The sequence below is a fragment of the Oribacterium sinus genome, assembly GCF_014202695.1.
GTDB lineage: Bacteria > Bacillota > Clostridia > Lachnospirales > Lachnospiraceae > Oribacterium > Oribacterium sinus.
Genome location: NZ_JACHHH010000003.1, coordinates 203,213 through 216,645, shown reverse-complemented (window position 1 = coordinate 216,645; position 13,433 = coordinate 203,213). Strand labels below are relative to the sequence as shown.

10 protein-coding genes are annotated in these 13,433 nt (G+C 44.7%); 7 read left to right on the top strand and 3 right to left on the bottom strand.

The features are described from left to right. Positions 1-29: 29 nt before the first annotated feature. From HNQ46_RS04315 to HNQ46_RS04300, 4 genes are all read left to right on the top strand, one after another. Positions 30-572 carry an NADH peroxidase gene (locus HNQ46_RS04315; RefSeq protein ID WP_183683332.1) on the top strand — a complete coding sequence of 181 codons (543 nt, stop codon included), beginning with the start codon at positions 30-32 and terminating at the stop codon, positions 570-572. Between the two features lie 207 nt (positions 573-779). After that, the gene (rbr, locus tag HNQ46_RS04310) at positions 780-1,328 is read left to right on the top strand and encodes a rubrerythrin (RefSeq protein WP_183683330.1); all 549 of its coding nucleotides are present in this window, start codon (positions 780-782) and stop codon (positions 1,326-1,328) included. A gap of 366 nt (positions 1,329-1,694) precedes the next feature. Beyond that, positions 1,695-3,230 (top strand): 2,3-bisphosphoglycerate-independent phosphoglycerate mutase, encoded by a 1,536-nt coding sequence (gene gpmI / locus HNQ46_RS04305; protein ID WP_040649516.1) that lies wholly within the window; start codon positions 1,695-1,697, stop codon positions 3,228-3,230. Positions 3,231-3,412: 182 nt separating this feature from the next. Then, positions 3,413-4,303 carry a DegV family protein gene (locus HNQ46_RS04300; protein ID WP_183683328.1) on the top strand — a complete coding sequence of 297 codons (891 nt, stop codon included), beginning with the start codon at positions 3,413-3,415 and terminating at the stop codon, positions 4,301-4,303. Here HNQ46_RS04300 and HNQ46_RS04295 read toward each other — a convergent pair. Continuing rightward, entirely contained in the window at positions 4,300-6,906 is a 2,607-nt protein-coding gene (locus tag HNQ46_RS04295; RefSeq protein WP_183683326.1) for a ComEC/Rec2 family competence protein, read from the bottom strand. The genes HNQ46_RS04300 and HNQ46_RS04295 overlap by 4 nt on opposite strands. A gap of 222 nt (positions 6,907-7,128) precedes the next feature. After that, positions 7,129-7,392 carry a 30S ribosomal protein S20 gene (gene rpsT / locus HNQ46_RS04290; RefSeq protein ID WP_040649565.1) on the bottom strand — a complete coding sequence of 88 codons (264 nt, stop codon included), beginning with the start codon at positions 7,390-7,392 and terminating at the stop codon, positions 7,129-7,131. Positions 7,393-7,762: 370 nt separating this feature from the next. Between rpsT and lepA the strand changes: the two genes are divergently transcribed. The 3 genes from lepA (at position 7,763) to HNQ46_RS04275 (ending at position 12,052) form a co-directional block, all read left to right on the top strand. Further along, positions 7,763-9,577 carry a translation elongation factor 4 gene (lepA, locus tag HNQ46_RS04285; protein WP_183683323.1) on the top strand — a complete coding sequence of 605 codons (1,815 nt, stop codon included), beginning with the start codon at positions 7,763-7,765 and terminating at the stop codon, positions 9,575-9,577. A gap of 38 nt (positions 9,578-9,615) precedes the next feature. Beyond that, positions 9,616-10,680, top strand: coding sequence for a branched-chain amino acid aminotransferase (locus HNQ46_RS04280; protein ID WP_315272257.1), 1,065 nt, complete (start codon positions 9,616-9,618; stop codon positions 10,678-10,680). A 109-nt stretch (positions 10,681-10,789) separates the two neighbouring features. Continuing rightward, the gene (locus HNQ46_RS04275; protein WP_007157990.1) at positions 10,790-12,052 is read left to right on the top strand and encodes a sensor domain-containing diguanylate cyclase; all 1,263 of its coding nucleotides are present in this window, start codon (positions 10,790-10,792) and stop codon (positions 12,050-12,052) included. A gap of 56 nt (positions 12,053-12,108) precedes the next feature. On the opposite strand, the gene hemW is transcribed toward HNQ46_RS04275, so the two are convergent. Further along, positions 12,109-13,416, bottom strand: coding sequence for a radical SAM family heme chaperone HemW (gene hemW / locus HNQ46_RS04270; RefSeq protein WP_183683319.1), 1,308 nt, complete (start codon positions 13,414-13,416; stop codon positions 12,109-12,111). Positions 13,417-13,433 lie beyond the last annotated feature (17 nt).

Sequence of the window (13,433 nt, the reverse complement as noted above, 5' to 3'; positions counted from 1 at the left end):
CTTAAAAAAGGCGGAAAAGGAGAGAAGTTATGAAGACTTGGGTTTGTTCAGTATGTGGTTATGTTTATGAGGGAGAGACTGCTCCTGAGAAGTGTCCGGTATGTAAGGCTAGCAGCGACAAGTTCGTTGAGCAGAGCGGAGAGCTTACATGGGCAGCAGAGCATGTAATCGGAGTAGCTAAGGATGTTTCCGAGGATATCAAGAAGGATTTAAGAGCTAACTTCGAGGGAGAGTGCTGTGAGGTTGGTATGTACCTTGCTATGAGTAGAGCAGCTTACAGAGAGGGATACCCTGAGGTTGGTGATTACTACAGACAGGCTGCTTTCGAAGAGGCAGATCACGCATCTCGTTTCGCAGAGCTCTTAGGAGAGGTTGTATCTCCTTCCACAAAAGAGAACCTTATCGCTCGTGTAAAGGCTGAGAACGGTGCTACTGCAGGTAAGGTTGACCTTGCAAAGAGAGCTAAGGCTCAGGATTTGGATGCTATCCATGATACTGTTCACGAGATGGCTCGTGACGAGGCTAGACACGGTAAGGCATTCCAGGGTCTGTTGAAGAGATACTTCAGCTAATCACAACAGTTGGTAACACCGTAGTGCTTGCCCTTTCGATATTTGGAGAAAGGACAGCAGATTGTACAAAGGAAAAACTTGTTTTTTCTTATAGCTATTATAAAATGCTTTTGTAATAGCGCAGGTTGAGTCTTGGAACAGAGGAGGAGCGCTCCTCTGTTTCAATTTTTAGACAGGCGAGTATGCTTGTCGGGAAAGGAGAGCAGTATGGCAAATTATAAGGGAACAGAAACAGAGAAGAATTTATGGACAGCCTTTGCAGGAGAGTCTGAGGCAAGAAACAAGTATACTTATTTTGCTTCTCAGGCAAAGAAGGACGGTTATCAGCAGATTGCAGCAATCTTAGAGGAGACTGCGGCCAATGAGGAATACCACGGAAAGATGTGGTTTAAGGAGCTGGCAGGACTTGGCGGCGGAATCGGAAACACCCAGGAGAACTTAAAGGCAGCAGCTGCCGGTGAGCATTATGAGTGGACCGATATGTATAAGAGCTTTGCAGAAGTTGCAGCAAAGGAAGGCTTCCAGGAGCTTGCAGCAAAGTTCCGTCTTGTTGCTCAGGTGGAGAAGACTCACGAAGAGCGTTTCTTACAGCTTTTACAGGGAATCTTGGATGATACCACCTTTAAGGCTGAGCAGCCTACTCTGTGGCACTGCAGAAACTGCGGTTTCATCTATGAAGGAGAGGAAGCACCTGAGACTTGCCCATGCTGCAATCATCCTAAGGCTTACTTTGAGCGTAAGGCTGACAACTATTAAAAAGTACTTCATCTGATAGAAAAAGTACAGAAATTCTATTCAGTAAAAGTAAGCATCTGTTTTATAAATCCACAGTCTTTTCCGGACAAAGAGGAAGAGACTTGTGGATTTTTTTATGTGTGAAATACTCCTTTCTTATATGGACAGAAAGGAATTGTATGAAACTAGAAAAATTAATATTTTTTTCATTGCCGGAGGGCAGAATCCGTGAAAGCATGCATTGACGGAAGGAAAAGTTTAGGCTAGACTCTAAGCTTAGGGATGAATCCTTAAGACTGCTGTTTTCCAAGCAAAATAAAAGAAAAAGGAAGATGGCAAAGCACATTTTGTATAGAGAAAAGTAGAGATAGAGAAAGAGGCGTTGCAATGAAAAAAAGTACAGTTTTATTAATCCTGGACGGCTACGGAGATCGGAAGAGTAAAGAGGGAAATGCTATTGCTTTGGCGAATACGCCGGTAATGGATCATTTGAAAAAGGACTATCCCTATGTGGAAGGACAGGCTTCCGGCCTGGCTGTAGGACTTCCCGACGGACAGATGGGAAATTCCGAGGTTGGACACATGAACATGGGAGCGGGCAGAATTGTTTATCAGGAATTGACCCGTATTTCCAAGGCTATTCAGGATGGAGATTTTTTTGAAAATGCTGCCTTAAAGGGCGCTGTGGAGCATTGCAAGAAAAAGGACTCCGCCTTACATTTTATGGGCCTTTTGTCCGACGGAGGTGTGCATTCCCACATTGAACATATTTATGGACTTTTAGAGCTGGCAAAGCGTGCCGGTCTGAAGAAGGTTTATCTTCATGCCTTTTTGGATGGAAGAGATACTCCTCCCGATTCCGGAAAGCATTTCCTTATGCAGATTGAAAAGAAAATGCAGGAAATCGGTGTGGGAGAGGTAGCCAGCATTGCCGGAAGATACTATGCTATGGATAGAGACAAAAACTATGACAGAGTGGAAAAGGCTTACCTGGCGATGACCCAAGGAATCGGTGAGAAGGCGTCTTCCGTAGAGGAGGCTATCAGTGCGTCCTACGCCAAGGAAGTTTTTGATGAATTCGTATTACCTACGGTAATTGAGAAAAATGGAGCGACTCATCTTATTTCTGACGGAGATGCTTGCATTTTCTTTAACTTCCGTCCGGATAGAGCAAGAGAGATCTGTCATTGCTTCTGTGATGATGACTTTAGCTTCTTTAACCGTGGGGCAAGAAAAGAGGTATATTTTGTCTGCTTCACCGACTATGACCCCACTATTCCCAATAAGGAAGTGGCTTTCCATAAGGAAGAAATTTCCAATACCTACGGAGAGTATCTGTCCTCCCTGGGAAAGACTCAGCTTCGTATTGCGGAAACGGAGAAATATGCTCATGTTACCTTCTTCTTTAATGGAGGAAAGGAAGAGCCCTTTAGCGGTGAAGATCGTATTCTGGTTCCCTCTCCCAAGGATGTGGCAACCTATGATTTAAAGCCGGAGATGAGCTGTTACACGGTAACGGAGAAGCTTACAGAGGCGATTCGTTCCGGAAAATATGATGCTATTGTGGCAAACTTTGCCAATCCGGATATGGTAGGACATACCGGTGTTCTTCCTGCAGCCATCAAGGCTATTGAAGTGGTGGATGAGTGCGTGGGAAAGGTTGTGGAGGCTGTGCAGGAAGTGGGAGGTAATCTCTTCATTCTGGCCGATCACGGAAATGCGGATATGATGGTGGACGAGAAGACGGGAGAGCCCTATACCGCCCATACCACCAATCCGGTACCTTTCATTCTTGTGGCAGCGGACAAGTCGTTAAAGCTGAAGGAAGGGGGATGCCTTGCGGATGTAACTCCAACCCTTTTGGATTTGATGGGTATTCCAAAGCCGAAGGAAATGACAGGAAAGAGCCTGCTGGAGAAGTAAAGAAGTATAGCGTAGAGTGGCAACATATCCAAGGTCGGAAGTATAGCCAAGGACAGAAGCGTAGCCAAGGATAGAAGTGTAGCCAAGGACGGAAGTATAGCCAAGGACGGAAGTATAGCCAAGGACGGAAGTATAGAGAAGCTTAGAAGTAAGGACGCTAGAGTACCTGGAAGGAGTTATTCATGAAAATAGGAATCTGTACAGATTCCGGATCGGGAATACGGAAGGAAGAAAGTGAGATATTCGGGATTACCGTAGTTCCCATGCCCTTTCGAATGGGAGATCAGGAGTACTTTGAAGGAATCAATATGAGTCGGGAGCTTTTTTTTGAAAAGCTGGCAGAGGGGGAGGAAGTTTCCACTTCCCAGCCCTCCATGGAAAGCCTTATGAAGGCCTGGGATGCCCTGCTTTTGGAAAATGATGAAATCGTTCATGTTCCGCTAAGCTCCGGACTGTCCGGTTCCACCCAGACAGCTCTGATGCTTTCCCAGGAAGAACCCTATTTGGACAGAGTATTTGTTTCAGATAGCAGAGGGGTTTCGGTTACCCAGAGAATGCACTGCCTTTTTGCCAAGGAATTGGCGGAGAAGGGATATACCGGGAAGGCTATACAGCATCTTTTGAATTCTATTGCGGGAGATAACGGCATTTATATCGGGGTAAGTACCTTGAAGTATCTTAAGCGGGGAGGCAGAATAACTCCGGTAGCCGCAGCCATCGGCAGTCTTTTACAGATTAAACCGGTTCTATCCATCAATAAGGGAGGAAAATTAGACTCCTTTAAGAAGGTAAGGACGGAAAGACAGGTACGGGAAGCCATTATTGAAGGCTTGAAGGATAGTCTGGAACGAATGGGAGATTCGGAGGCTAGAAAGTCCTATATTGCTGTAGCATATACGGACAATCTGGCCCAGGCGGAAGAGTTTCGCACACAGCTTGCGGAGACCTTCCCCAATCGTTACGAGGAAGAAATTGTGATTTCTCCTTTGTCCTTACTGATATCCTGTCATATTGGAGAGAATGGTCTTGGCGCTGCTGTGATTAAGCGTCCGGATGCTTTGGAAAATACTTAAGCTTGGGGAGCAGTGATTTCAAACTGCTCTCCATTTGTTTTGATGAGAATTTCTCCCAGCTTGGCCGTTTCCAAAGGAAAGAGCCGATACTTCTTACAGTTTTCCACAGTGCTTTTGTGAGGATGTCCGTAGCGATTCTTCTTTCCATAGGAAAATAAGGCAAATTTTGCCCGGGTTTCTGACAGAAAACTGGGGCAGGAGGAGGTTTTGGAGCCGTGATGAGCGAGCTTCAAAACATCGACTATGGGAGATGCTTCCATCTCCCTGCAATTTTCCAATATTGCCTCCTCGGACTCCTTAGGCATATCTCCGGTGAAAAGCATACGAAAATGTCCATACTCCAAAAGACAGCCTATGGAGTGAGCATTAGCTTCTTCCATATATGAAGCATCATTGGGATAAAAACAACGAATATGAAGCTGATGCCCCTTAGTATCGGGGCCTCTTTTTTTGCTTGTAGAGGGACTTTCTGCCCAAGCAGTTTTTTTCGCGGAAAGACAGATTCCCTGTTCGGAAAAGACCAGTTCATCTCCCTTTTGCCAATAAGAAACATCCGCTCCGTGATTGTAGGCCAAACGCTTTAACAAGTCATAACGATGATCCTGCAAGGCGGAGGCAGGAAGAATTAAATGGGATAAGCTTATTGAGGGATTCTTTTCCAAGAGAGCCTGTATACCGCTGATATGATCCCGGTCACAGTGGGTGAGCAGAGCATAATCGATATGCTGAATTCTTTTAGCCTTACAATAGGGAAAGAAAATCTGTTCCGGAAATAAGTTCTTGCTGGTGGAACCGTTATCGATGGTAAAGACCAGAGCTCCTTTTCGAAGGACAAAGCCGTCACCCTGCCCCACATCAAGGGCGGCAATTTCCAGTTCCTTAGGGGGCTTGGGCAGGTAGAGAGGAAGGGAAAGTAAAAAGCCCAGGGAGAGCAAAAGGGACAAGCTTTTTGCTTTGGGAAAGAAAAAGAGAAGGTAGAGAAAAAGAAAATAAAATATCACAGAGAGTGCTTGCATTTTCCCAAGGAGAATCTGAGAAAAGGGGAGAGTAAGGCTTTTTTCCATGAAAAGGTGAAAAATTTGGAACAGAAGGTTTAGCAGAAATCGGGAAGAAAAGCTAAAAAGACGAAGAAGTAGAAAATCCCGCTCCGGCAGATAGGAAAGAAAGATAGATACTGCCCCAAGGAGAAAGAAAAAGGGAAGGAGCGGGAGTAGAAGCAGGTTTAATAAAGGGGCATATAGGGGAAAAGAGAACTGGGTTAAGGAAAAAAGGGGGAGCATAGCCAGATAAAAAAGGAAGCTGCCTTGTAAACGATGGGGTAGAGTAGAAAGTAAGCAGGGAATAAGCTTGGAAAGATAAGCAGGAAATTTCAAAAGAAGAGAGGGATGCTTGGAAAAGCCAAGCGCATGCTTTTTACAAAATTTGGAAAGGGCTTTTTCTTTCTTTTTTCGAACTGCTTTTCCGGGCCTTTCTTCTAAAAGAAAGAAAACAAAGAGGGTGAAAAAGGAGCACTGCATGCCGATGGAATAGAGGGAGAGAGGATTCAGCCAAAGTAAAAACAGTAAAGCGAAGGAAAGCTGAGAAAGCAGATCCTTTCCTTTGCCAAGCTGTATGGCGGCAAAACGGAGAAAAAGCATGAAAAGAGCCCGAAAGGCGGAGTGGGAAGAACCGGTAAAAAGAAAATAGGAGAAAAGAAAGAAGGAAGTGATAAGAGAGGAAAGTAGGGAAGATAGCTTTATTTTCCGAAGCAGCCGGTAGAAAAAACCTCCCAGAAGAGAAAGATGCAGGCCGGATATGGCCAGAATATGGGAGATACCGGCACTTTGATAGAGGCTTTTTTCCGATAAGGTGATTCCTGAGCGTTCTCCCAAGAATAGACTTTTTAAAAAGCCTGCCGGGTCTTCCGGATAAAGTGCATCTATTCTGTTTCCAAGGCTTTGCTTCAGAGTGAACAACTCTTTGGCAAAGGGGGAGGACTCTCCCCGGACCAGCTCTATAGTCTTGGCTTGAAATACACCGGAAATTCCTTCCCCCTTATAATAGGAGGGGAGAGAAAACTCCCCTTCGTTGGTGGCAGGGCTAAGCTCTAAAAAATGACCTTTTACAGAGCAGATTTGTCCCGGAAGCGGAAGGTGCATAGAGCCTTCCCCGGTGGATTCCTTCGGGAGATAAAGAATCAGCTTTTGAAAGTGCAGATCATTTCTTTTTTGATATTTTTCTTCATTCTTTAAAGAAGAATTCTTATTTTCCAAGGCGGTATCTACGATACAGGCGCTGAGAAGGAGCTTCCATTTCTTTTCCTGCTCCTCGACATACATCACCTTGCCTCTCAGTACAGCCTGTAAAGGAAGGATATAACCAATGCTTTCCCTTTCCGCCCGGTAACGATGATTTACGGAATAGAAGTTTAGCATAAACAGGGTCAGGCAAAGGAGGGAGCAAAAAAACAGTCGATTTTTCTTTTTCCGGAAGAGAAAGAGGAAGAGAAACAACAGGAAAAAGAGAAATAAGAAACGGTAAGAAAAAGGAATTTCAGGAGTAAGAATCAATTCTCCCAAAAGGGCAAAGAGAGCCAAAAAGAATAGGGGACGGGAAAGAAACATATTGTGCTCCTTAGATAGAAGAAGTTAAAGATAAATATTATGGATGATGAATAGCCTGTGAATGCAAAAAGAATGCAAAATAAATGCGAAAAAGAAAAGTTAGCGGTAGGGAAGCCGTAAAGAAAATATTGAAAATAAAAAGATATTTTCTCTATCCTAATGCCAAAGCCGGAAAAAAGCAATAAAAAAACTCCCCAAAATAGGGGAGCCTTTTTGTGCAGTTTACTGCATCTTGTTTACAGCTGTGTAAATCTGAGAAATCTTACGAGAAGCGTTGTTAGCCTTGTAGATGCCCTTGCTACGTGCCATTGCAATCTTCTTCTGTGCCTTAACCAGCATGGTCTCGGCAGTTGCCTTGTCACCGGCTTCTACAGCAGTGAAAACCTTCTTCATGTAAGTCTTAACTTCGGAACGGATTGCCTTGTTTCTTTCATTTCTCTGTGCCGCTACCTGAATTCTCTTTTTTGCAGATTTGATATTTGCCATGATTAAAACCCTTTCTTCCATAAGACTTTCCTGCCGCGGAAAACAAAATCCTATGGGAACAAAATAGAATGTATTCTTGTATTCTCTCTTGTTTTCAAATATCTGGACACGGACAGTTTGAAAACATACGCAACAATAATAGCGAAAACAGCTAGAACTGTCAAGGCGTGTATGCAGAAAAATAAAGGAAATACAGAGATAAAATGTAGTATAAATACAGTAGGGAAATACAGCAATAGCATTTTGTGGAAAAATCTTCCTTCTTATGGTATAGTTCCGAATGATTCTATTGCATGAAAGATGAGTTTTATGGGGGATATGCCTTAGATTTAGGAAAGGAACCCCCTATTCATTCTTTATAGGAGACAGAATGGAAAAAATTAAGCAAGAGCGAATTCGCAATTTTTGTATTATCGCCCATATCGATCACGGAAAATCCACTTTGGCGGATCGTATCATTGAAATGACAGGCACCTTGACGGAAAGAGAGATGCAGTCTCAGGTTCTGGACAATATGGACATTGAGCGGGAACGAGGAATCACCATCAAATCCCAGACCGTTCGTATTGTGTATAAGGCGGAGGATGGGGAAGAATACATCTTCAATCTTATCGATACTCCCGGACACGTGGACTTTAACTATGAGGTAAGCCGTGCATTAGCGGCCTGTGACGGCGCTATTTTGGTGGTGGATGCCACACAGGGAATTCAAGCCCAGACTTTGGCCAATACCTATTTGGCTTTAGATCATAATCTGGAAATTATTCCGGTCATCAATAAAGTAGACCTGCCCTCTGCGGATCCGGATCTGGTAGCCCATGAAATTGAGGACGTTATCGGGATTGAAGCCCTGGATGCTCCCCGAATTTCCGCGAAAACCGGTTTGAATGTGAAAGAGGTATTGGAAGCGGTGGTAAAGCGTCTTCCTCCTCCCGGCGGTTCTATTGAGAATCCCTTGCAGGCCCTGGTGTTTGACTCCTTATATGACAGCTATAAGGGGGTTATCATTTTCTGCAGAATTAAGGAAGGTAGCGTTAAAAAGGGCAGCAATATTCGTTTCATGGCCACCGGTGCGGAATTTACCGTAACAGAGGTGGGAACCTTTGCGCCGGGACAGTTTATCCCCGGGGAGGAATTGACTCCCGGTATGGTAGGCTATATTACCGCATCCATTAAAAATATCCGGGATGCTAGAGTAGGTGATACGGTCACCACTGTGGATAAGCCTGCGAAGGAAGCCCTTCCCGGTTATAAGAAGGTGCAGTCCATGGTATACTGTGGAATCTATCCCTCTGACAGCCAGAAATATCCGGATCTTCGGGATGCTTTGGAAAAGCTGCAATTAAATGACGCGGCACTGAATTATGAGGCGGAAACCTCTGCGGCTTTGGGCTTCGGCTTTCGCTGCGGATTTTTAGGCTTACTGCATCTGGATGTGGTACAGGAAAGATTGGAAAGAGAGTACGATTTGGATCTAGTAACCACGGCGCCCTCCGTTATTTACCATGTGTATAAGACGGACGGCTCCATGATGGAGCTGACCAATCCTTCCAATCTTCCGGATCCGGCGGAGATTGCCTATATGGAAGAACCCATTGTAGAGGCGGAAATTATGGTGACCTCGGAATTTGTGGGAGCCATTATGACTCTTTGTCAGGAGCGAAGAGGCATCTATAAGAGTACGGAATACATTGATCAAACCAGAGCGGTTTTGAAGTATGATTTACCCTTAAACGAGATTATCTATGACTTCTTTGATGCCCTAAAATCCAGGAGCCGGGGCTATGCAAGCTTCGACTATGAATTAAAGGGCTATCAGGAAGGTAAGATGGTGAAGCTGGATATTTTGGTGAACAAGCAGCAGATTGATGCCCTTTCCTTCATTGTCCACGCAGGCTCTGCCTACGAAAGAGGAAAGAAAATGTGCGAGAAGCTGAAGAATGAAATTCCCAGACAGCTTTTTGAGATTCCCATTCAGGCGGCAATCGGCGGTCATGTGGTGGCAAGAGAAACTGTGAAAGCCCTTCGAAAGGACGTTTTGGCTAAGTGCTACGGCGGAGATATTTCTCGAAAGAAGAAGCTTTTGGAGAAGCAGAAGGAAGGAAAGAAGCGTATGCGACAGTTCGGTAACGTGGAAATTCCCCAAAGCGCTTTCATGTCCGTGCTAAAGCTGGATGAGGACTAGACGGCATTTTTTCCATTCATTTTGAAACAATATTAATAATAGTAAGAAAAGTAGACGAGAATAATAGGAGGAGTAAGAAGATGGCAAAGAACTTGGATTACGCAAACATTGGGTTCGCATATCATAAAACCGATAAGCGTTACATTTCCTATTGGAAGGAGGGGGCTTGGGATGCAGGCTGTCTTAGCGAAGACAGTAACGTGGTGCTCAATGAGTCCGCAGGAATTCTGCAGTATTGCCAGCAGGTGTTTGAAGGCTTAAAGGCCTATCGCTGGAAGGATGGCTCCATCGTCTGCTTCCGTCCGGATATGAATGCGGAAAGAATGTTTCATTCCGCTGAATTTCTGGAGATGCCGGGATTTCCCCAGGATCGTTTCTTAGAGGCCTTGGATGAAACCGTAAAAGCCAACGCGGACTGGGTTCCTCCCTTTGGATCCGGAGCGACTCTGTATATCCGTCCCTATGAATTTGCCTCCGGCATCGTCATCGGGGTAAAGCCTGCGGATGAATATACCTTCCGTATTTTTACCACTCCTGTTGGCCCTTATTTTAAGGGAGGGGCGGTACCCATCGCACTGATGATTTCCGATTTTGACCGGGCGGCTCCCCATGGAACCGGAGCCATTAAGGCAGGATTAAACTATGCTATGAGTTTACATTCCCATGAAATTGCGGTGGAAAAGGGATTTACGGAAAATCTTTATCTGGATGCGGGAAAGCGGGAGTTTGTGGAAGAAACCGGTGGTGCCAATGTGCTTTTCGTAGATGAAAAGGATCGTTTGGTGGTACCGAAGTCCGATTCTATTCTACCTTCCATTACCAGAAAATCTTTAATCTACGTGGCAGAGCATATTCTTCACATTCCGGTGGAGGAGAGAGCTGTCCGTTTGGAGGAACTGAAAAGCTTTAAGGAGTGCGGACTTTGCGGTACCGCAGCAGTGATTTCTCCGGTAGGTAAAATTCAGAATCATGAGGAAGAAATTTGCTTCCCCAGCGGTATGGAGAAGCCCGGAAAAATTATGGATGAGTTATATAGAACCCTTATTGCGATACAGGATGGAGAAATGGAAGCCCCGGAGGGTTGGATTCGCCATATTCAGTAAGTAAACGCCCTGCACAGGGAAGTGCCGGGGAAAGGACATTGTCCGAAAAATCAGGGAAAGTACAGGAGCTTATTCTGCCCTTTCTACAGAGAAAAACTAAAGGAAGAAGATGAATAAAAAAGAAGAAGAAAAGGGAATAGGCTCAGTTGCGTTTTTAATTGTGATAGCTTCTACACAGGCTATTCTGTTTTTGTTTTTGCTTTTGGTCTATATCCGGACCTCTTACCGGAGATCCATGGTGGGAATCACCCTGGATCAGAAAAAGGCCTATATTCAGCAAACGGTAGATAACTTGGTGCAGGATTTGGATGATCTGCATGATGCTTTGCCGAAAGAGCAGGCGGAAAAGCTTTTCCGACAAAGTATTGACCAGCATTATTACGGGGAAAACAGTTATATCTGGGTGAAAAAGGTCTTGAACTATGAAGGGGGAGACAATTATGCAGTAACCCTGATGCACCCCAGAGACAAGAGCATGGAGGGGAAATACCTTTCCACCAACGAGAAGCTTTCCGGAATTTTTCATAATAAGGAAGAATTAGATGGAATTCTACGGGATGGACAGGTTTTTACCAAGATCGTTTTCCGTAATGAGGCGGGAGAAGAGGTGGATGAAAAAATCATCTACTCTAAGCTTTATAAGCCCTATGACTGGGTTATTTCCATGGATTTGGATGTGGAGGATATTAAGAAGGATGTCCATTTCATGGATAAAACCATACAGAAGATTAACTATCGAATTCTGTTCTTTTTAGGCGGTATTTTCACCTTTGTGATTGTGTCTTTGAATCTGGTGCTGTTTTACCGTTCCAGACGGAAGTATGTTTCCAGAATTCAGGAGCTTTCAGAGGAAAATGCCATGGATGAGCTTACCGGGGCAAAAAGCCGAAAGGCCGGAAAGCGTATCTTGGAGCATAGTTATAACCGTTATAAAACCATAGGAGTCAATGCCAAGATTTTGATGATGGATGTGGATTATTTCAAGAGCTATAATGACCGCTACGGCCACAGCTTTGGAGACCAATGTCTACAGCACTTGGTGAAGGTGATTCAGGAGACGGTGCGTTCCTCCGACGATGTGATTCGATGGGGAGGAGATGAGTTCCTTTGTGTACTGTATGATTTAAATGATCTTTATGCGGAAAAGGTTTGTAACAAAATTTGTGAAGCGGTGGCAAGCCACCCGATTAAGCATGGAGAGGAAGAGCTGAATATGACCGTTTCCATAGGCTATTCCGGCTTTCATGAAAGCGATGAGGATGCGGAAGAGGTGGTAAAACGGGCAGATCGGGCTCTGTATGACGCAAAGTATCATGGCAGAAATCAGGCTATGATGTATGATGAGGAAAATGATATCTACCGGGATCGTTAGATGTCATAATGTCTCCGTAAGCCCTGCGATTTTTGCAGCCAGCCTCCGGAAAGTTTTTAAAGTAAAAATTCTGCCAGCAAAACGTTGGAAAGATTCATGCCCACTTCGGTAAAACGATAGTGGGCATTGTCATGGAGCAGATAGCCTTCCTCACATTGCTTTTCCAGCACAGCACCGAAAATCTTATGCATATCAACGGAAAAGCGTTTCACAAAGTCGATTTCGGAAACGCCGGCGGTTCTTCGCAAGCCAAGGTAGAAGAACTCTTCCATTTCCTCTTCTTTCGTTAAGACTTGCACATCTTCACAAAGCTGTTCCTCGATGGAGGGACGGCTTTTTTGCTTTTGTGAACTTAGAAAAATAGAAGAGGAAGAAGTCTCGTCAAGGCTTTTTTCAACAGGCCTTTGCCCCGACTGGACAGAGGAAGAATCTCCTTTTTCGAAAAAGGGTAAAGAGAGGTATAGGGGGAGCTTATTTGTATTTTTCCACCGCTTATGCTGAAAATAAGAAGAGGAATGAATACCAAAGCCCAGGTAGGGAACATTGGACCAGTAGCCGTAGTTATGCACGGAAAAAAAGCCCTCCTTGGCATAATTACTGACCTCGTAGGGGGACATCCCCATTTTACCGGTCCATTCCTTTGTAAGGGCATCCATTTCCAAAAGCTCCTCCTCGGAGGGAAGGGGCAGCTTTCCTTCTTTGGCTAAGGCATAGAAGCGGGTTCCTTTTTCGATGATTAAGTTGTAAATGGAAAGGTGCTCCGGCTTTAAAAGACTGATATTTTTCAAGGTCTTTTTATAGCTTTCCGGAGTCTGCAAGGGAATCCCGTTCATTAAATCAATGCTGATATTTTTAAAGCCCAGCTTTCTGGCCTCCTGATAGGCGGTAAGGAAGGTGGAAAATTGATGCTCCCTTCCCAGAAAACGAAGCTCCTCCTCTTGGGTGCTTTGTAAGCCAAAGGACAGACGGTTAATACCGGAGCGTTGATAAGCTTCCAAAGCCTCCTTACTTGCGGATTCCGGGTTGCATTCAATGCTGGCTTCCCAATCGGAATAGATAGGATAGCAGTTTCGGATCACTTCCATGGTCTTTTCAATTTCTTCGTATGGTACGGCACTGGGGGTGCCTCCGCCGATAAAGAGGGAGAGGACCTCATACGGCCCCTTTTGAAAATCCCTGCTTCGCCACTCCAATTCCTCTCGGAGCTTTGCCATGTAGGCGATTTTTTGCTCCTCCCTGGAAGGAAAGGAGAGAAAATCGCAGTAGGCACATTTTCTTGCACAGAAGGGGATATGTAGATATAATGCAAGAGGTTTTTTCCCTCGTTTTTCAAATGATTCCAGTAGGGTACGGTACTTTTCCATGGAGATTCCTTTCAATG